This is a genomic window from Nonomuraea sp. PA05, from assembly GCF_008086045.1.
Lineage (GTDB): Bacteria > Actinomycetota > Actinomycetes > Streptosporangiales > Streptosporangiaceae > Nonomuraea > Nonomuraea monospora.
In genome coordinates this window covers 249,361-268,956 of the sequence record NZ_VSEY01000012.1, presented here as the reverse complement: position 1 = coordinate 268,956, position 19,596 = coordinate 249,361, and the positions used below count along the sequence as shown (strand labels likewise).

Annotated in this window: 11 protein-coding genes; 2 read left to right on the top strand and 9 right to left on the bottom strand. The window is 70.8% G+C overall.

All coding sequences use genetic code 11. The annotated features are described in order from the left end of the window. Positions 1 to 61: 61 nt before the first annotated feature. The 4 genes from FXF51_RS20940 to FXF51_RS20925 are packed head-to-tail and all read right to left on the bottom strand — an operon-like array spanning position 62 to position 5,124. Entirely contained in the window at positions 62 to 1,981 is a 1,920-nt protein-coding gene (locus FXF51_RS20940; RefSeq protein WP_148436200.1) for a hypothetical protein, read from the bottom strand. 20 nt (positions 1,982 to 2,001) lie between these two features. Then, the gene (locus tag FXF51_RS20935) at positions 2,002 to 2,883 is read right to left on the bottom strand and encodes a carbohydrate ABC transporter permease (RefSeq protein WP_148436199.1); all 882 of its coding nucleotides are present in this window, start codon (positions 2,881 to 2,883) and stop codon (positions 2,002 to 2,004) included. Next, complete coding sequence (locus FXF51_RS20930) at positions 2,873 to 3,769, bottom strand: carbohydrate ABC transporter permease (RefSeq protein ID WP_148436198.1); 897 nt, start codon at positions 3,767 to 3,769, stop codon at positions 2,873 to 2,875. Before FXF51_RS20930 ends, FXF51_RS20935 begins: the two co-directional genes overlap by 11 nt. Further along, positions 3,766 to 5,124, bottom strand: a complete 1,359-nt coding sequence (locus tag FXF51_RS20925) for an ABC transporter substrate-binding protein (protein WP_148436197.1) — start codon at positions 5,122 to 5,124, stop codon at positions 3,766 to 3,768. Before FXF51_RS20925 ends, FXF51_RS20930 begins: the two co-directional genes overlap by 4 nt. A gap of 146 nt (positions 5,125 to 5,270) precedes the next feature. On the opposite strand from FXF51_RS20925, the gene FXF51_RS20920 reads away from it, so the two are divergent. Both FXF51_RS20920 and kstD read left to right on the top strand, forming a co-directional pair. Beyond that, entirely contained in the window at positions 5,271 to 6,095 is an 825-nt protein-coding gene (locus tag FXF51_RS20920; protein ID WP_148436196.1) for a FadR/GntR family transcriptional regulator, read from the top strand. Positions 6,096 to 6,355: 260 nt separating this feature from the next. Continuing rightward, positions 6,356 to 8,131: a 3-oxosteroid 1-dehydrogenase gene (gene kstD, locus FXF51_RS20915; RefSeq protein WP_187414475.1), complete on the top strand. Its 1,776-nt coding sequence runs from the start codon at positions 6,356 to 6,358 to the stop codon at positions 8,129 to 8,131. 1 nt (position 8,132) lies between these two features. On the opposite strand, the gene FXF51_RS20910 is transcribed toward kstD, so the two are convergent. From FXF51_RS20910 to FXF51_RS20890, 5 genes are all read right to left on the bottom strand, one after another. Further along, a complete protein-coding gene (locus tag FXF51_RS20910) occupies positions 8,133 to 9,059 on the bottom strand; it encodes a hypothetical protein (RefSeq protein WP_148436195.1) in 927 nt (308 codons plus the stop codon). A gap of 1 nt (position 9,060) precedes the next feature. After that, on the bottom strand, positions 9,061 to 10,104 hold the full coding sequence (locus tag FXF51_RS20905) for a TRAFAC clade GTPase domain-containing protein (protein ID WP_148436194.1): 1,044 nt from the start codon (positions 10,102 to 10,104) through the stop codon (positions 9,061 to 9,063). After that, a complete protein-coding gene (locus FXF51_RS20900) occupies positions 10,101 to 12,236 on the bottom strand; it encodes a hypothetical protein (protein WP_187414474.1) in 2,136 nt (711 codons plus the stop codon). Before FXF51_RS20900 ends, FXF51_RS20905 begins: the two co-directional genes overlap by 4 nt. A gap of 65 nt (positions 12,237 to 12,301) precedes the next feature. Further along, on the bottom strand, positions 12,302 to 14,875 hold the full coding sequence (locus FXF51_RS20895; RefSeq protein ID WP_148436192.1) for a CHAT domain-containing protein: 2,574 nt from the start codon (positions 14,873 to 14,875) through the stop codon (positions 12,302 to 12,304). Next, positions 14,872 to 19,548: a CHAT domain-containing tetratricopeptide repeat protein gene (locus FXF51_RS20890; RefSeq protein ID WP_148436191.1), complete on the bottom strand. Its 4,677-nt coding sequence runs from the start codon at positions 19,546 to 19,548 to the stop codon at positions 14,872 to 14,874. The genes FXF51_RS20895 and FXF51_RS20890 overlap by 4 nt, the downstream gene beginning before the upstream one ends. Between the last annotated feature and the right edge of the window lie 48 nt (positions 19,549 to 19,596).

The following is a 19,596-nucleotide window of genomic DNA, read 5'->3' as shown; positions in this document are numbered from 1 at the left end:
CCGGATAGGCGACGGCGGGCGGGTGCGGGCTCTGGAGCCCGGGCCCGCCCGCCACGCGTGTCTAGCGGGCCTCCCAGGGCGTGCGGTAGGACGGCTGGTGAGCGCGCAGCCGCAGCCGCAGCGTCAGCGTGATCGTCGTGCCCGCGGGCAGCTCCACCGTCAGGTACGGCCCGCCCACCGCGTGCTCGGTGACCGAGACGACCGGCTCGTGATGCACGTACTCCGTGTCGTGCCCGGTCCAGCCCGGCTCGGCCGAGGTCGCGGAAGCGGTGACGATCTCGTGCTCGCCGAACGCCCCGCCCTGCACCACGATCGTCCGGTCGTCCACCGCCGACAGGTTGACCAGGGTGACCACCGTGGCCTCCGACTCGATCGCGCTGACCAGCGCCGCCACCTGATCGGGCAGGCCGGGACGGCGGCGGCGGGCGTCGAAGTAGCGGACCCGCGCCTGCTGCAGGCCGCCGTTGTAGACGACCTGCGGGCCGCCCCACATGAGCTGCGTCAGCGCCTCGGTCACCACCGGGTTGACGTTCTGCCACAGGTGGATGGCCTCCTCCGGCAGGTCGCGGTCCGCGTTGGCGAGCAGCAGCGCGATGCGGCGGCGGGCCTGGGCGTGCGCGGCGGCCAGGATGCGCTCCGGGTAGTCCGGGTTGTCACCGCACAGGTACGCGTACCAGGGCTCCTCGTGCCCGGCCTCCTCCTTGTCGCGGAAGGGCCGCACGGTCGCCCAGTCGTACCCGGCTGCGGCGCGCAGCGCGTCGAGGCGGGCGCGGTCCCCGGGCGCGCCGGTGTGGTGCCAGAGCGCGAACGGGACGGAGGTCTGGATCGGGTTGTGGTCGAACCAGCCCTTGTCGCTGTGCCGGTAGGGCACCAGCAGCGTCGGGACGTACGCGTCGGGCCCGAGGTGGGCGCGCCAGCGGCCCTGGTTGGCCGAGTCGCTCTCGTCGAAGGACTGCTTGACGCCGCGCTCGATGACCGCGTCCAGCAGGGTGCGGACGAAGCCGAGGTAGCCGTCGTCGCCGGTGGCCAGCGCGGCGCTGAGCGCGCCGACGGCCACCGCCTGGCCGATGCTGTAGAGGCCGTGCGGCCACGTCCAGCCGTAGTGGCCGCCGTACCAGCGGCCGTCGAGCCGGCTGCCGACGACGCCGTCGAGGCCGACGTTGTCCGGGACGACGCCGCCGTTGGCCTCGGCCCTGCGCTGCCAGGCGCCGACGTAGTCGCGCAGCCAGTCGGCGTAGCGCCGCTCGCCGCCCGCGAGGTAGGCGTTGGCCATCAGGCCGGCCACGCTGAGGTTGCCGACGGCGTCGCCGCTGCCGAGCCTGCGCTGCATCTCGGCGCCGAGCCGCGGGTCCTCGGCGAGCGGGGGCACGGGCGCGCCGTCGGGCACCAGCCAGTCGAGCGGGTAGCCGTACTGGGCGGCCTCGGCCTCCGTCCACGGGTAGGCGGGCGTGTCGGACACGCCTTCGCGGGCGCCGCGGCTGCCGTTGTGCGGCGCCTTGACGATCCGCAGCTCCGGGTCGTAGTTGCCCTTGGCGGGGAAGAGGTACAGGTCGGCGAAGCGGGTGGCCCGCTCGGCCCAGGAATGCGGGTCGGCGGCGGTCAGGAAGTACGTGAACAGCAGGCTCTCGCCCTGGTGGAACCAGTCGTAGCCGATCTCGAACTCGTCGGCGAACATGCCCAGCTCCGTCATCTGGGCCACCACGCCGTGCCAGTGCCGCGCGCACGTCTCCAGCAGGTCGTCGGCGCCGCCCAGCAGGTAGAGCTGGGGCCAGTTGAAGAACGGCTCGAAGAAGTCGTCGGCGCCGTCGCGGGAGGACAGCCGTCCCTCGTAGCGCAGCGAGCCGTCCGGCCTGGTGTAGCGGGCGGAGAACAGCCGCCACCCGCTGTCGAGCAGGTCCAGCAGGGCACGCTGGGACAGCGCCCAGGCGGGCGGGTCGAGGACAGGCACGCTGGCCGTCACGGTCGGCGGGCGGTGCGTCATGCGGTGGGAGCTCCTCAAGGTCAGCCCTTGGTCGCGCCGGCGGTCAGCCCGGCGACCAGGAAACGCTGCGAGAACAGGAAGACGAGCAGCACGGGAGCGATCGACAGCAGGGTGGCCAGGACCAGCTCCGGCGGCTGCACCTCGGCGTTGGCGCCGACGACGGGGTTGAAGGTGGGGGTCGCGGCCAGCATCTGGGTCAGGCCGACCTGCATGGGGTAGTTGTCGCTGTTCGGCAGCATCACGTACGGCAGGAAGAAGTTGTTCCAGTTCGTCACGAAGCTGAAGAACGCGACCAGCGCGACGACCGGCTTGGCCAGCGGCAGCGCCACCCGGGCGAACGTCGCCGACTCGCCGCAGCCGTCCAGCCGCGCCGAGTCGAGCAGCTCGGCGGGCACGCTGGTGGAGAAGTAGATGTAGGTCAGGTACACGCCGAACGGGAAGAACGACATCGGCAGCACCACCGAGGCCGTCGTGTTGACCAGCCCCAGGTAGCTGAACTCCAGGAAGATCGGCAGCACCAGGGCGGTGGCCGGCATCAGCATCACCACGAGCGTGACGATCAGCAGCAGGCGGCGGCCCTGGAACTTCATCAGCGCCAGGGCGTAGCCGGCCGGGATGCTCACCAGCAGGGTGAGCACGACCGACAGCGCGGCGTACAGCACCGAGTTGCCCATCCAGGTCGCCACTGTGCCGTCCTGGAAGGACATGAGGCTGCGCCAGTTGTCCAGGAGCGCGGCGATCGAGCCGGGGGAGAGCGGGTTGTCCTGGATGAGGCCGGCGGGCGTCTTGGTGGCGGCCAGCACGAGCCACACCATCGGCAGCACGAAGAACAGCGCGAACGCGGTCAGCACGACGGCCACCAGCGCCCGTACCGCCAGGCGGGCCGGGCGGTCAGTCCGCATCGAACAGCCCTCCCTTGGCGACGAACAGGCCCGCGCAGCACAGCGCCACGATCAGGAGGTCGATCGCGATGGCGGCCGAGCCGTTGAAGTCGTTCTGGTCGAAGGCGTACAGGTAGGCGAGCTGGTTGAGCGAGTAGTCGGTGCCGACCACGCCGAAGCTCGCCTGGGAGATGAGCTGCGGCTCGACGAAGAGCTGCGTGCCCGCCGCGAGCGACAGGATCAGCATGTACACGATCCACTTGCGCAGCATCGGCAGCTGCACGCGCAGCGCGGTGCGCAGCGGGCCCGCGCCGTCCACCCGGGCCGCCTCGATCACCTCGTGCGGGATGCTGTTCAGCGCGCCGTACATGATGACGATCCAGCCGCCCGCGCCCGTCCAGAACGCGATGATCGTGAAGAGCCACGGCAGGTGCCCGGGGGCGACCACCGCCACGAACGTCGAGCCCCACAGCGAGCGGACGATGCCGTCGATCGGGCTCACGGACGGGTCCAGCATGAACAGCCACAGCAGCACGCTGGACGCGCCGGCCAGCGCGCCGGGCACGTAGTAGACGAACCGCAGCACCGCCCGCGACCAGCCCGCGGTCAGCCGGTGCACCAGCAGCGCCAGCGTCAGCGTCAGCACCGTCAGCGTGACCAGCCACAGCACCAGGTACGTGGCCACGTGCCCGACCGCCGCGAGGAACCGGAAGTCCTGGGCGGTGCGCACGAAGTTGGCCAGGCCCGCGAAGCGCCCGTCGGCGTCGGTGAAGGCCAGGTTGAGCGCGTACACGGTCGGGACGATGCCGAACGCCACCAGCAGCACCACGTACCCGGAGACGAAGGCGTGCCCCGCCGCCGGCCGCCAGGAGCGGCTCCTGGCGGCGGTGATCGCGGGTGTGCTCATTTGGTGACCTGGTAGCCGAACACCTGGGCCTGCTGCTCGATCGCGATCTGCCAGTCGGCCAGCAGCGACTCGACGGTCTTGCCCGCGGTCTGGGCGGGGATGACCGTCTTGGCCCACACCGCCTCCTGGCTGAACTCGGGCGAGCCCCAGCCCGGCCAGACCTGGCCCGCGGCGGCGGTGATCGGGGCGGCGATGTCGCCCGCGTAGTAGCCGCTCTCCTGCTGCTTGGCGATCCACTTGGCCGCCGCCCCCGCGTGGGCGGGGTAGCCGGGCGACTTGTCCACCTGGTACGCGTCGGCCGTGGTGACCCAGGTGACGAAGTCCTTGGCGGCCTCCAGCCGGGCGCTGTGCCGCGAGACCCACCAGGCGCCGCCGCCGACGTTGCCGGTCACCGGCGGGCTCTGATCCGCCCAGTGCAGCGCGTCGCCGACCGCGAGCTCGCCCTTCGGCGTCTTCAGCGCGCCCTGGAACACCGCGCCGCCGTACCAGGCGGGGCCGGGCAGCATGAGCACCTTGCCGCCCTGGTTCTTGGCGAAGTCCGGGCCGAAGAGCGGCAGCAGGGACATGGTCTTGTTGGCCACGAGCTTGTCGATCAGCTTCGCGCCCCGCACACAGGCGGGGTCGGTGGCCTTGACCGTGATCGCCTTGGCGGCCGTGACCTGGTTGGCCGGGCACTGCGCGCCCCACAGGTAGATCTCGGGCGTCCACGCGTCGCCGGCCGTGCCGACCAGGTAGCCGGGGTGCTCGGCGGCCACCTTCTCGCCCAGCGCCTGGTACTCCTCCCAGGTCTTGGGCACCTGGTAGCCGAACTCGTCGAACAGCTTCTTGTTGTACCAGAGCACCACCTGGGCCAGGTCGTTGCGCAGGCAGTAGACGGTGCCGTCCACGGTGCACACGTCGAGCGCGCCCTTGGCGAACCCGTCCAGCGTGCCCTGGTCGATCAGGCCCTTGTCCAGCGGGGCGACGAAGGCGTCGTCGCCCTGCGAGGCCCAGGAGGCGGTGTTGTTGTCGGTGGTGAACACGACGTCGGGCCAGCCCTCGCCGGCCCGGTTGAAGAGCTGGACCTTCGTCTTGAGCGTGTTGGAGCCGTTGGCGTTGCCGTCGTAGGTGACGATGTCGAGCTGCGCGCCGGGGTGGGCGGCCTGGTACGCCTTGGCCGCGTCCAGCCGGGTGGAGTCCACCCAGACCACGAGCTTGCCGTCCTTCTGCTCGGCGGGGGCGAAGCCGTACGGGGAGGAGGCGGCGGCGGAGGTGGCGGTGCCGGGCTTGGCGGCGCCGGTGGGGCTGGGCGGGCCGCAGGCCGCGACGGTGAACAGGACCGCGGTCACGAGGATCGCCGGGCTGCGTCGTCTCATGTGGTGTTCCTAGGGGGACGAAAGGGCGGAAGTGAGGTACGTAAACGCCGCGTTTCGGGATATGACATCATACGTGTGATGTCTCGCACAATGGCCTATACTCAAGGCGGTCCGAAGATCAGGACCACCAGTGCTCGGGAGGGCACGTGACTCAGCACGCACCGGCGCTCACCGGCGACACGCCTGACGGCCCCCCTGATGGCTCGCCCGGTGGCCCGCCCGACGGTACTGTCAAGCCCGCTCGCCGGCCGCGCCGCTCACGTCCGGCCAAGCTGGGCACCACCGTGGTCGAGCAACTCGTGGACGACATCGTCCGCGGCGCCCTGCGCCCCGGCTCGGCGCTGCCGCCGGAAGGCGAGCTGTGCGAGGAGTTCGGCGTCAGCCGGACCGTCATTCGCGAGTCGGTGAAGATCGTCCAGGAGAAGGGCCTGGTCAGGATCGAGCACGGGCGCGGCACCCAGGTGATGGACGCGCGGCAGTGGAACCTGCTCGACGACGTCGTGCTGACCTCCGTCATCGCGCACGACGAGAACGCCACGTTCCTGGACGAACTGGTGTCGGTGCGTACGGCCCTGGAGACCGACATGGCCGCCGCGGCCGCTCGCCTCCACACCGCTCAGGACGACGAGCGGATCGGGGCCGAGCTGGGCACGATGCGGGCCAGCCTCGCTTCACCGGCCGACTTCGGCGCGGCCGACGTGCGATTCCACGACATGATCATGGCGGCTTCTGGGAATCGGCTCGGGCGGGCGATCGTCAACAGCATCCATGACAAGGCGCGTACCAGCATGAGGTACCACGGGGAGTACAACGACTCGGTGATGCGGCAGACGCTGGAGGAGCATCAGGCGATTCGGGACGCGATCGCGGCGGGGGATGCGGAGGGGGCGGCGGTGGCCATGCGCCGCCACATCCTCGACTCCTGGAACCGCCGCCGCCCCACCCCCGCACCCCGCCCCGGCGCAGGCTGACCACCTCCCGCCCCGCCCCGCCCCGCCCCGCTGCGCTGCGCCCCGCCCCGCTGCGCCCCGCTGCGCCGTGCCCGCGCCCCGCTGCGCCGTGCCCGCGCCGCGCCGCGCTGTGCGTCCTGTGCCGCGTGGTGCAGTGCCGTGCTGGGCGGCATCCGGGCCGGGTGGTGAGAGGGCGCCCGATCTTGCCCTGCCCGCGCTGTCGCCGGGTGTCGCCTGATCGCGCCATTGACGCGCATAACAACCAAGCGCATGCTTGGTCGATGGCTGACTCAACGATACCGACGAACGCTCTGACCCCTCACGGCCAGAGCCGCCGCGCGTTGTTACGCGGCGCCGCCGTAACCGGCGGCGCCCTGATGGCGGGCGCCGCGCTGGGCCCCGCCCCCGCCCAGGCGGCAGCGGCCGAGTACGACGTCGTGGTGATCGGCGCCGGCGCCGCCGGGATGACGGCGGCGCTGACGGCGGCCAAGCGCGGCCTGAGCACCGTCGTGATCGAGAAGGCCCCCACGTTCGGCGGCTCGGCCGCCCGCTCCGGCGCCGGCATCTGGATCCCCAACAACGAGGTCATCCTCGCCGCCGGCGTCCAGGACACCCCCGCCAAGGCCGCCACCTACCTGGCCCGCGTCGTCGGCGGCACCGTGCCGATCGAACGTCAGCAGGCGTTCCTGGCAGCGGGCCCCGCGATGCTCTCGTTCGTGATGCGCAACAGCCCCCTGCGCTTCCGCTTCATGGACGGCTACTCCGACTACTATCCGGAGCTGCCCGGCGGCATGCCGAACGGCCGCTCCATCGAGCCCGCGCAGCTCGACGGCAACATTCTCGGCGCCGAGCTGACCCGGCTGAACGGCCCGTACATCCCCACCCCCGCCGGCATGGTCGTCTACAGCGCCGACTACAAGTGGCTGACGCTGGCCGCCGTCAACCCGAAGGGCCTGGAGGTGAGCGCCGCGGCCCTGCTGCGGGGCACCGAGGCGGCGCTGCGCGGCGAGAAGCCACTGACCATGGGCCAGTCGCTGGCGGCCGGCCTGCGCGCCGGGCTGCTGGCCGCCGGCGTCCCGGTGCTGCTGAACACCCCGCTGCTCGACCTGATCGTGGAGGGCGGCAGGGTCACCGGCGTCCTCACCCCGTCGGGCCCCGTCAGGGCGCGGCGCGGCGTGATCGTCGGCTCCGGCGGGTTCGAGCACAACGCGGCCATGCGCGCCCGCTTCCAGCGCCAGCCCATCGGCACGAGCTGGACCGTGGGCGCCGAGGCGAACACCGGCGACGGCATCGCGGCCGGCGAGCGGGCCGGCGCCGCGCTCGACCTGATGGACGACGCCTGGTGGGGCCCCTCCATCCCGCTGCCCGGCGAGCCGTACTTCTGCCTGGCCGAACGCACCCTGCCCGGCTGCGTCCTGGTCAACGGCAACGGCGTGCGCTTCGTCAACGAGGGCGCCCCCTACAGCGACGTCGTGCACGTCATGTACGACCGCAACGGCTCCGGCGCCCCGCACATCCCCGCCTGGCTGATCGTCGACCAGAACTACCGCAACAAGTACCTGTTCCGGGACGTCGCCCCGCTCCTGCCGCTACCGGACGCCTGGTTCGACAGCGACGCAGCCTACAAGGCCTGGACCGTCGAGCAACTGGCCGTCAAGATCGGCGTGCCCCAGGCCGCGCTGCGCGGCACGATCAACCGGTTCAACGGCTTCGCCGTCACCGGCAGGGACCTCGACTTCCACCGCGGCGACAGCGCCTATGACCGCTACTACGCCGACCCGCTGGTCAGGCCGAACCCGTGCCTGGCCCCGCTGTGGCTGGCGCCCTTCTACGCGTTCAGGATCGTCCCGGGCGATCTCGGCACGAAGGGCGGGATGCGCACGGACGCCCGCGCGCGGGTGCTGCGCGCGGACGGCTCGGTCATCCCCGGCCTGTACGCCGCCGGCAACGCCAGCGGAGCCGTCATGGGCCACAGCTACGCGGGCTCGGGCTCGACCATCGGCCCCGCCATGACCTTCGGCTACGTGGCCGCCAACGACCTCGCCGACACGCGCTGAGTCATCTGCCGGTGGTCGAGGGCGGTCTCAGGGGCGTGCTCGCGGTCGGGCTGGTGGCTGGGCTGGTGGCTGGGCTGCCCGGCGGTGTGTCCCACATCGGCAGGTTCGCCACGATCGCGGCGACGACCACCGCCAACGCGACCAGGCCGAGGAACAGAGGGATACCGAGCCGGTTCCTGAGGTCCCTGAACTGGCTGAACAGGTTCTGCTCCGCGGGCTCCTGCTCGTCGGGCAGGATGTCGACCAGCACCCGCCATGCTCCCAGAGCCTCGGACTGGCGTCGGCTGAGGACCCCTGTGCGCAGGACCAGCAGCGTGCCGGACAGCCGGTCCAGCGTCCCCTGGCTGTGGACGGCCGCGAGTTCGCCGGCCACGCGCGCACGCGCCGTCTCCGTGTCGTTGTCGACGCGGGGCCCGCGCGCGGGCGACGTATCGGACGACGTGGGCCCGCCCTTGACGTCCTCCAGCATGTCGTTCCAGTCCTCCGGCTCCAAGGCGAAGCCGGACCCGCCGTCCGAGCCGTAGACCACCGGCAGCCGGTCGGAGAGGTCGCCACGCAGGGCCGCGCAGGCGATGGCGAGGATGGCGTCGGTGCCGTCATCGGCGCTGTCAGTGGAGTCGGTGGCGAGCCGGTCCGCGCTGTCGTGGGTACAGCCGAGCACGTTGACCCGGATGGCGCGTTTGCGTGAGTCGACCGGCCGACCCGCTGGGATGAGGCCGGTGATCAGCAGGAGCAGCCCTTCGCTCCGGAAACGGTACAGCAGCAGGCCAGGTCGCTCGTCGTCGAGCAGGGTGAGGAACGACGAGCCCTTCCGCCACCCCTTCTCGAGAAGCCGCAGCGCCTTGAGGTTCTTGTGCCCGACGGGTACCCATCGGTAGTCCTCCGTGGCGCCCGGCCCGCGCGTCTGCACCAACCAGCGGGCGCCCATGTCATTGTCCGTCCAGGTAGGGATGGCTCTGCAGGACGCCGAAGCCGTCGTCGCTCTTGCAGCCGGCGGCGAACTCCCGTGCGGCCTCGACCATGGCGGCGTCCGTCCCCATGGCACGTTCCCACCACGCCCGCATGACGCCGCGATGGTCGCTGTCGCGATACTTGTTGACCACGAACCGCAGCGCGTAGCGCAGGAGCTGGTCGGTGTGGAGCGGCGCATACCGTGCGCCGACGGCCTTCACCCGGAATTCGAAGACGGGGTTGAGGTGTTGCGGGTCCTCCTCCAGCCGGTGGAACACCACCGAGCCCACCGTCTGCACGGGGGTGATCACACACCCCACACGCTCGCGGAGCTCCCCGGAGCCGATGTAGTTGAGCAGCGTCCGATATTCGTCGATTATCTTGGCCTTGAGCTCCTGCGCGCCGGGCGGTTTCTCCACATAGGTCTCACATTTGAGCGGGGCGAGAATGATCAGCCGATCCATTCTCACCTGCAGCATGCGCTTGATCTCGTCGGTGACGATCTGGGGAATGTTGATGAGGTTGTGATAACGGCCGTTGCGTTCGAGGAGCGCGGCGGCGTCGATCGCCACCAGGATGACGTGAGCGCGTTCGAGTGCACGCTGGAGCTTTTCGTCATCTGAATTATCCGGATTAAGTAGATATTTTCCGGGATAGTCGGTGAATCGGAGTTTGAAGAGAGGGGCGCGGCCCTTGCGGCCGACGTCGAAGGCGTAGTCCCGCAGCTCACCGGTGCCCTGGATGCCGCCCTGCACCCGCAGGCCATCCGCGATGCGCCGGAGGTCTTCGATGTAGCCCTGCAGACTCACCGAGGTCTTACGGTCAGTGGGTGTCACCTGAAGGTCGGTGGTGCCGATCACCTGCCCGAACCGTTCGTACATCGAGGCCAGTAACGTGGTCTTGCCCACCCCGATCGAGCCCAGCATGGTGACGTCGATGATCGCGTCCTGCCCGATCCGGCCGGTGATCTTCCGCCAAGGGGCGCTGCTGAGGCGTTGCCGCCTGGCTGGCTTCTCGCTCACTTCTCCTCCTCATCGTGGTCCTGGTCGAGGAGCGAGGTCAGGGCCTGTACGGCCTCGTCCCACACCCTCAGATGGCCGGCCTGTTCGGCCAGGGCGGAGAATGTGCCGCTCCACAGCTCTGCCCTGATGTCCTGGTAGAAGGCGCGCCACTCGTCCGTGCTGCCCTCCGCGCGCAGAACGCGGTCGCGGAACTCCTCGACGATGGCGAAGACCGCGCCGTTCGGCTCCGTGGTCAGCCCGTCGAGGGCCGTGTCGCAGCGATCCAGCGCCTCCTCGTAGGAGATCCGCAGCATCTCCCGCAAGGTCTTCTCGTCCACCAGGGTGCCGTCCGACGGCAACGCCATGGCCGGTGAGTCGCCGTGCAAGCCGTCGAGGCACGGCCGGATGCGGTGCTGGACGAAGCCGCGGTAGTTCAGCTCGAACTCGGTGAGCATGGTGAGCGCGTACTGGATCTCGCTCGGCCGGCCCCGCCTCAGGGCCGGCGGGATCCGCTCCGCCACGTCCAGCAGGAACTGCCTGCCTTGCTCGCCGCTCAGCGGTGCGAGGCCGCCCGCACGCGCGAGCAGGACCGCCACGTCCTCGTGCATCTGCTCGACGCATTCGCGCAACCCGTCGTGCAGGCCAAGGAAGTGCCTGGACAGATGGGCACGCGTCTCGTCCAGCAGGTGACTGTAGGCGGCCTGCCGGGTGCCCTCCACGGCGAACCTGGTCCTGATGTCCTCCGGCGAGGGAATGCCGTCGTCAGTGCGGGCCAGCGTGAGCACGGCTCGCACGCTCTGGCTGAAGGCCGTGTCGCGCAGCCCTCGTTCCTCCCTCAGCCGGTCGACCAACTGGTCGAGCTCGGCGGACAGGCTGGTGTGCGCCTGCTTGAACAGGGACTGGAAGGCGGGGAACCACATACTCGCCGGCTGGGCGAGCGCGTCGAGCCGGCGCGCCTGGCTGATCAGGAGGGTGATCTGGCGGCGCAACTCCGCCATGGTCCGCCTGCGCGCTCGCAGCAGCATGCGGTCGAGCTCGCCGACGTGCGTGAGCAGGTAGTCGACCACGGGCTCGAACGCCGCGGCGACGGCCTCGGCGTCGGAGCAGTCCACGATGTCGGTGCCGGCCACCTTGATCGCTGAGCCGGGGATCTGGTCGCGGAACAACCTGGCGTTGCTCAGGTTGTCCTGATCGACGCTGCGCCGATGGTTGAGCAGCAAGAACGAGCGTTTCTCCATGGGGATGTCCGGCAGCGCGCTCTGTGCCAGGTCATACAGGTCGATGTCGGTGTCCTGGATGGCGTCCCGCTCGGGGGAGGGCCGCCGGACGAACAGCACCACGTCCACGTCGTCGCTGAGCGCGCTCAACAGCAGCCGGGAGTCACCGAGGTTGGTGTCGCCGAGCCCCGGGAGGTCGATCGTGCCGATGCCGCCGAGGTCGTCGTGGGGAAAGGCGGTGGTGATGTGGACACGGCGCACCGCGCGGAAGGCATGGTAGCGACGGTTTCCGTCCGGGTCGTCCTGGGCGACGAACTCGCGGATCTGGTCCGCGGTGATGCGATGCGGGGAGGACGTCCCCAGCCATCGCCGGTATTCGGTCAGCGTGGTGCGGAAAGACGACAGATGGGTGTAGGCGCTTTCCTTGCGCGCGATGTCCTCCTGGCCGTCCCTGTCGAGCGGTGGCAGCGGGCCGGCGAAGTCCTCCAGCGACACCGGGGAGCGGCCGAGGCGGAGGCGTTCGAAGTAGGGCGCCACGACCTCGTGCAGGAAGGACTGCTCGGTGTGGAAGAACACGTCCGCGTACGTGCTGGTCCCTGGCGCATGCCTGACGACGCTCGGCACGCCCGTGCAGAACCCGCCGCTGCCGTCGGGAATCTCTCTGGTCGTCAGGCCGGTGAGGCTCTGCAGGAGCCTGCTCTTGCCCTGGCCGGCCCGGCCCACGACACCGATGTTCAGGGTGGTCCGGCGGAGCCTGGCCAGGACGCGCTCGAGTTCGGCCCGTTCCCTGCGCACGCCGAGCATGAGATCCTTCAGCGGCTCCGCGAGTGCGCTCAGCTGGTCCCTCGCGTCGTCCTCGACCCGCGTGACCATGTCGGCTCTGATGTCCTCCAGGCGGGAGAGCCCTTCGGCCAGTGAAGCGAGCCGCCGCTCCATTTCTTCTGCTGCTGCCGCACTTGTGGCGCGTTGCGCCTGGATGGCAGCGATCTTCGCAGCCCTTGTCATGATTTCCCCCCAGTTCTGAGCTCACATCCATGGCCTTCATGTCGCTGGGTGCCGAGGTAACACACGAACGCGCCCCAGTTCAGCACCGGCTCTCCGGCCGCGTGACGTTCCAGCTGAGCGGTGCGCAGGGCGTCAGCCGGCTGATGTCCCTGGTCCAGCAATGTGTAGAAACGGATCATGAGGTCGCGGGTGGGCAGATCCGGCACCTTCCACAGGCTCGCCACCACCGCTCCGGCCCCGGATCGCAGGAACGCTGCCCGGAGACTGATGTGACCGTCGACCGCGTCGAGGTCCCCGACACCGGTGTCGCACGCAGACAGGACCACCAGCGCGGTGCCTGACAGGTCCAGAGCGCTGACGTCTGCCACGGTGAAGATCCCCGTCTCCGCCCCAGAGCCGGGAACGCCGTGCGCCAGCCACATGTTGGCGCCGGCGAGCGCGAGGCCGCTACGCAGGCTGAGGTGGCGGCGGAGGTTGACGAAGCGCCCTGTCAGCTCGCTCGTGGTGCCACGCAGGCGGCGATCCGTCTCCCGGGCCGCCGCCTCGCTCATGCCGGACAGCACATAGCCGTGCGTCGCCAGGTGCAGCAGCCTAGGGGACCGGGTCTCGCGCAGCCGTCCCTTCAACGCCTCGTCACCGCGCAGAACGACCGCCCGCGGCCCGAGGAAGCAGGCGATGCCGTCGGCCTCTCCAGCGGTGCCGTCGAGCGGTCCGAAGAGGAAACCCGTCTGCCCGGGCTCCACACTGCCGAGGTCGTAGTCGGGGGCGGCCATGACCAGCTCCGGCCCCGACTCCTCACGGGGACCGCCGTCCGTGGCCAGATCGTCGGCTGTGACCAGGTAGTCGAGGGCGAACACGGTCAGCAGCGGGTTTCCAGCGGTGTCCACCGGCAGAACGCCGAAGGGCACGTGCAGCAACGGCCCGTCCAGAACCATCCGGATGCGCCGGCACCCCGTCAGGGCGGGCAGCAAAGGCGCCACCAAGAGCTGAGCCAGGGCTCGGAGGTCACCGGCGGGGGCGGCCCGCACGGGCTCGAGATCTCGAAAGGCCATCGCCCGGTCCGGCCCTTCGAGCGTGACTCTGGCGCGCAGCGCCTCCTGATCGATCCGCGCAGCAGGGCCCAGGTCGATGACGGCGGTCTGCCCGTCCAGCGGTCCCGCCACGAACGCTACGTACCGTCCTTCGACGCTCATGATGTCCACCAGTCGCTCGTCGGCGGCCAGCGCCCGGCGAGCGGCGGCCACGGCGGTGGACGCCAGGGGCCGGGCCAGCACGCCGGGCCGGCACTCCCGCCGGAGGAGGGTCTCCAACTCGGCCTGCCTGCCTTCCAGGGCAGGCAACTCGGTGACGTGCCCCATCCAGGCCGGCCCGGCTGCCGCCGCGCCCGGCCGCCTGCCCGCTGTCTGGTACCGCTCCTGCAGGCGGTGAGCGATCCGCGCCGTCACGGCGTTGAGCTCGGCCTCGCCGGGATGGTGCGTGCCTGGTAGCCGCCAGGGGGACCACAGCAGATGAGGCAGCCGGCGCCGCCAGGTCGCCACCGCCAGGGCCTCTGCCATCAGGGGCTCTGCCATCAGGGGCTCTGCCATCAGGGCCTCTGCCGGAGTTGACCGGCTCGCCGTCCACCATGACAGGTAGTGTTCGGCGTACCGGCCGAAGGTCTTGATCAGATCGCGGCGCCGCTGGTCGTCCACCGTCGTGGCCCCGCCCGACTCGAGCCACGCGCCGGCGGCGCACAAGGCTTCTCGCGTGGCGCGCAGAGCCCGCTCGCCGCTCGTGGCCAGGGCGATGCACATCCTGGTGGCCGCCACGTCGGGATGGGCGTCTCCCAGCGCCGCGCGCTGCTCCGCCAGCGCCTCCTCGAACCGCGGCAGGGCGTCTTCGCCGCGTCCGGCCGCCACTCTCGCGCCGGCCACCAGGTAGGTCCCGACCTGATCGTCGCCCAGCGCCCGGGCGGTCAGCACGGCCTGGGCGTAGGCGTCGGCGGCCGTGCCGAGATCACCGGCCAGCTCGGCCAGGTGTCCCAGCCCCTCCGCGGCCATCAATCCCCACCTGTCAGGTGGATGCAGCGACCAGATGCGCAGCGATCGCCGGTAGTGGGCGGACGCCTCCTGGTGCCGTCGCTGCTGGCGCAGCTCTCCCGCGAGCTCGCACTCGGCCGCCGCCACGTCGGGATGGGACGGCCCGCGCAGCGCCCGCAGGAGCCCGAGCCGCTCCCCGAGAGTCGTCACGCACTTGGCAGGTCGGAGACGGCGCAGGCACTGGGCGTACGTCCACAGGACCGCGGCCACGGCCTCATCCTGCCCTCCCCGACCTGCGCGGAGGATGGCGAGCGCCTCGTCGAAGAGCAGCTCGTACCCGAACTCGGTCGCGGAGCCCATCTGGCTCGTCATCGACATGGCCCGGGCATGACGCACCAGGGCCGGCACGAGCTCGGCGCCACTGGCAGGCAGGCGCTCCCTGCACCAGGCCAGGGCTTCAGCCGTCGCCCGCACGGCTTCGGCGGCGTCTGCCCCGGAGAGCGCGTCATCGGCGCGCGCTCTCAGTACCTCGTAGTCCCCGCCGGACGTCATGAGGATCCTCTCGGCGTGCCCGGATCGCCGTGGCAGACGAACGCGCCCCAGAAGAACGGCTCAGGATGGCTGCCGCGCAGCTTCAACTGCGCCGCACGCAGCGCGTCCGCCGGGCTCAGCCCCGCCATCAGCCGCTCGTAGAACATCTCCATCAATTGCCGGGTCTCCGTGTCGGGCACCTGCCACAGGCTCGTCACCACCGTGCGCGCACCGGCGAGGGTGAACGCGCGGCGCAGGCCCAGCACCCCTTCGACGGGATGTTGCGCGCCCAGGGCGGTCTTGCAGGCGGACAGGACGACCAGCCTGGTGCCGTCCAGATCCATCCCCGAGACTTCCTCCGCCGTGAGGATGCCGTCCTCCGCCTCGGCCGGCAGCACACCGCCCGCCAGCCAGGTGTTGGCTCCGGCCAGCGCGAGCCCGGAGCGCAGGAACGGGCTCACGCTCGCGTTCGACAACCGGCCGAACCCTTCCGGCAGCTCCGCGAAGCCGCTCGTCAACGACGGCTCCGGCCTGTCCTCACCTCCAGGGCCGGGCAGGGAGAAGCCGTGCGTGGCAAGGTGCAGGATCGCCGGGCGCCGGCACGATCTGACGGTCCCCTCGTTGGCGTCCCTGCCTGTGACGGCCTTGACACCCAGCAGCTTCGCGACCTTCTCACCTTCCGCCGCCGCGCCCGGCAGCGCCGCGAACTGCATGTTCAGCCGCCGCAGGTCGTGGGCGGCCGGTGACCCCCGGTCCGCCGCCTGTTCCTGGGACGGGTCGGCGGTGGACTGCCACCAGAAGTCCGGGTCCGCGACGACCAGCGGCGCCTTGGGCTCCTGTGCCACGGACGCCGATAGCCGGACCAGGTCGTGTGCCGTGCCGAGGTAGCTGATCGCGTACTCGTCGGTGAGGCGCCGGTCCGGGCCGAGGGGGAGCACCTCCCAGGGAAGCCGGGACAGATCGCCGTCCGGGCAGAGGAACAGGATCCGGTCGTCGCCGAGTGCCGCGCGCAACGGATCGAAGACGGCGGATCGCAGGCTCAGACCCGCGGCGAGCTCGCTCTGCCGCGCCGGCGCCGCCACGAGCGGCCGGAGGTCACGAGCTTCGCCGGGCCGAGGGGGAGGCGGAGCATCGCGGGCACCGTCGATCGTGAGGATCGCCTGCCGGTAGGTCGCGACCAGGCGGTCGATCTCGTCGGCGTCGCCGAGATCGACCAGCCTGAGACCCGCGTGCCGCCGCAGCACGAACGCCCAGTAGCGGTGCCGGTCCGGAAGCCGGGACGCGCCCGTCTCGGGCGGGGTGTCCGGCAGCACTTGGAAGCGGACGAACTCCACCAGCGCGGAGTCCTGCGGAAGCAGCGCCATGACCTGCTGCCCGCTCAAGCTCGACAGCCGCTGCTCCAGGCGCAGCCGAGGCACGGCGCCGGCCAGCTCGGCCTCCAGCCGTTCCTTTTCCTGACGCCAGCCGGTGAGAACCGCGCTGTGAGCCTCGCGGCCCTCGGGTCCGGGCCCGCTCAACGTCCCGCCGGCGATCTTCGCCTGCAACGAGCGTAACTGCTCGATCTTCGGCCGCAGCTCCGGTCCGCCCTCGTCGTCGATGCCCGCACGCCAGGCGCGTTGCACCTCGTCGTCGATGCCCTTGCGGCGCAGGACCAGGTCGAACGCGTCCGCGACCGCCTGGTCCGGCCTTCCCGCGGCACCGACCAGGGACAGCAGGACGGACAGCCGCGCGTGCACGTTTTCCAGCAACTGCAGCCGCTGCCGCTCGGCGGCGATCGTGAACACGTCGAGCAGCAGGCGAGAGGTTCCCTCCTCGGACTGCTTGGCCAGGTCGAGGGCGCTGCGCGGATCGCCTTCCCACGCGGTCACCATCGCCAGGCAGAGCGTGACGGTGACACAGTCCGGATGCAGCGGGCCGGCAACCCGTTCGAGGATCGAGCGGCTCTCCTGGAAGAAGCGCCGCGCCTCGCCGAGGCGACCGCGCAGGACAGTCACGTTGCCCAGGCCGGCAAGGCACAGCGCGTCCTCATGGGTGGCGCTCTCATCGCTGCGTGACACCTGCCGCAACACGTGCTCCGCCTCGCCGAGCCGGCCCTGGAGCGTGTACACCTGGGCCAGAGCCCGGGCGTTGGCCGTGATGTCGGGATGGTGGGGCGGCAACTCGTCCCGGAGGATCTCACCCGACTCAGTGAGCAACGCCTCGGCGCGCTGCGCGTCACCGGTCTCCGCGTACAGGAGGCCGAGATGGCCGAGTGTGCGGGCATGGTCGGGATGCCGTCCTCCCAGAGCGGTCCGTTGGGCCTCCACCGCCTCCTGGCAGAGCCGGATCGCGGTGGGAAGGTCCCTCATCTCCCGATGGACCTCGGCGAGATCGGCTTGGATCTGTGCGCCCAGAGCGTCGTCCGGCCGTTCGGCGAGCTGATTCTCCGCGAGCGCGTCACGCAGAACGGAGATCGCCTGCGGGTACCGGGCAAGGTCGGTGTGGATCACGCCCAGAACGCCGAGGGCCCTGGCCACGGCGACGTGGTCACGACCTGGCGCCTGTCTCGCCTGCGTCACCAGATCGCGTAGCAGCGCTCCGGCGCGGTCGCGGTCGCCTGTCCTGTAGACGGCCACGGCCAGGTGGTAGTGGCTGGAGGTCCGCTCGGGCGAGTTGACCTCCAGACCGTCCGCCAGCCGCCAGGCGGCCTGCGCCGGGCCCAGCGCCGTCGCGAAGGACGCCTCCACGAGCAGGCGCACCGTCGTCCGGTTGAGCTCCCGCACCTGGGCGGCCACGGCACGGTCGGACCCGCGTGGCGCGGCCCGCAGCAGACGGGCCGCCATCCATGTCTCGAAGCACGGCACGCCGGCGCGCGCACAGTCGAGCAGGCCGTGCAGCGCCTCCTGGACGTGCCCCTCGCTCATCCGCCGCTGCGCGGTGTAGAAGAGCAGCTGGCAGGACTTCTCGTCGTCGTCGGCCAGCCGCGCGACCTCCTGAGGGCCGGTCCGGCCAAGTGTCAGGGCAACGAGCGCCGAGTACCACGGGTTGGCGATCTGCGCGGGCAGCTCCGTGAAGATGGGCTGGGAGATCGGCGCTGCCGCGTCGCCGGGGGCGGTGTCCAGCGTCTGGCACATCAGGAACAGTTGCAGGGTCTCGTGTGTCGCCGCCCGTGCGTTGAGCTGGATCGCGTCCCGTACGCACGCGCCGTGATCGCCTTCGGCGAACTCGGCGGCGATGGTGCCGAACAGCCGCTGATCGTCGGGCGACCACTGGCCGGGCGCGCCGCCGACGGCCTGGGGGCGCTTCGCCGTCTCCGGCAGGAACGATTCCAGGAGCTGGAACGTCGGCGTCAGCTCGGGCAGCGGGTGTGGGATGGGGATGTCGTCTTGCCATGACGTCTCCCCGCTGGTCAGAATGCGCTTCGGCAGGTCTTCGATGGCCTTGTGCTGATCGGTCGCCTCGTACAGCTCAAGCAGCACCGCGAACGTGGTGAGCATGTCCGGGTGGAGGCGGTCCAGCACGCGTGCCTGGATGTCGGCGGCGCGGGTGAGGAGCCGCTCGGCCTCGGCGAAACGGCCCTGCGCCAGGCGCAGGCGCCCGAGGGCGCTCAGAGTCTGGGCGAACAGGTGATGGTCCTCCCCGTATCGTTCGCGCTGCCGGTCCAGAGCCTGCAGATGCAACCGCTCCTCGGCTTCGTGATCGCCTCGTGCGCCGCGGACGTCCGCCAGGTCGACGAGCGCGGCGGCACCGAGCCCGGCGTCGTCGTCAAGGTCCTCGACTCCGTCGAAAGCCTGCTGGAACAGGAGCTCTGCCCGTTCCGGACGACGTTGCCGCAACGCGATCCTGGCCAGTCCGTGCAGGGCGGCGGCCCTTTCCGCTCGATGCCCTGGTGACCGGTCCAGGCTGTCGGCCGCTGCCTGGTAGAGCCGGTTCGCCTCGTCGAGGTCGCCGACCTTGTTGTGGAGATGGGCGTCGATGATCAGAAGCTGCGCCAGTTCAGGATCGTCCTCCTGTAAGTGCTCGGATCCGCTTCCGAGCGCTGTGGGCATCAGCTCCATCGCTTCGGCGAGCCGGCCGGCCGCGGCGAGCGCATGCAGTTGAAGGCGCAGCCCTCGCGTGCGGCGGACGACGTCCTCGCCCGCGAGCCGGGACGCCTGCCTGGCCTCGTCGATCGCCGCGTCGCACCGGCCCTCGGCGATCGATGCCTCCGCGCGGGCGAGGAGGACGTCAGCCCGTTGCCCCGCCAGATCCGGCTGATCGTCGAGGTCGAGCTCGGCCAGGTCGATCTCGGCAAGTCGTGCCTCAGCGCAGTCCACGCCCTGGCTCAGGCAATCGAGCAGGCGTTCCCTGGCCGTGGCGGAGTCGCCGACCGTGAGGAGCCTGGCGCCGGCGTAGTAGAGCGCCTGGCAACGCCGCTCGTCGTCCGTCGCGGACTGCTGGACCGTCTCCAGATCGGCCATGCCGAACGTGAGCTGCAGCAGCTTTCTCTCCCAGGGGTCGGGAAGGGAGTACAGGATCGGGAGCCGCCGCTGATCGAGGTCGGCTCCTTGGCCCAGGCGGTAGACGCAGATCGGCATCAGTTGCCGGAAGACGAGGTGGCTCGGCGGCTCCCATCGTGGGTCGTCGCGTCTGGCGGCTGCGGCGCAGCCTCCGTAGTCGCGGGCCGCGTACGCCGTCAGACATTCAGCGAAACGCTCTTCGTCGGAATTGTTCATGTGTTTCCCCCTTTCGCCGCCATAATGCGACGGCAATTGCTGCCGGAA

What these genes read in the sequence shown, in the direction of transcription:
- FXF51_RS20940 (WP_148436200.1), bottom strand. Translation starts at nt 1,981, where the DNA reads ATGACGCACCGCCCGCCGACCGTGACGGCCAGCGTGCCTGTCCTCGAC.
- FXF51_RS20935 (WP_148436199.1), bottom strand. Translation starts at nt 2,883, where the DNA reads ATGCGGACTGACCGCCCGGCCCGCCTGGCGGTACGGGCGCTGGTGGCC.
- FXF51_RS20930 (WP_148436198.1), bottom strand. Translation starts at nt 3,769, where the DNA reads ATGAGCACACCCGCGATCACCGCCGCCAGGAGCCGCTCCTGGCGGCCG.
- FXF51_RS20925 (WP_148436197.1), bottom strand. Translation starts at nt 5,124, where the DNA reads ATGAGACGACGCAGCCCGGCGATCCTCGTGACCGCGGTCCTGTTCACC.
- kstD (WP_187414475.1), top strand. Translation starts at nt 6,356, where the DNA reads ATGGCTGACTCAACGATACCGACGAACGCTCTGACCCCTCACGGCCAG.
- FXF51_RS20910 (WP_148436195.1), bottom strand. Translation starts at nt 9,059, where the DNA reads ATGGGCGCCCGCTGGTTGGTGCAGACGCGCGGGCCGGGCGCCACGGAG.
- FXF51_RS20900 (WP_187414474.1), bottom strand. Translation starts at nt 12,236, where the DNA reads ATGGAGCGGCGGCTCGCTTCACTGGCCGAAGGGCTCTCCCGCCTGGAG.
- FXF51_RS20895 (WP_148436192.1), bottom strand. Translation starts at nt 14,875, where the DNA reads ATGACGTCCGGCGGGGACTACGAGGTACTGAGAGCGCGCGCCGATGAC.
- FXF51_RS20890 (WP_148436191.1), bottom strand. Translation starts at nt 19,548, where the DNA reads ATGAACAATTCCGACGAAGAGCGTTTCGCTGAATGTCTGACGGCGTAC.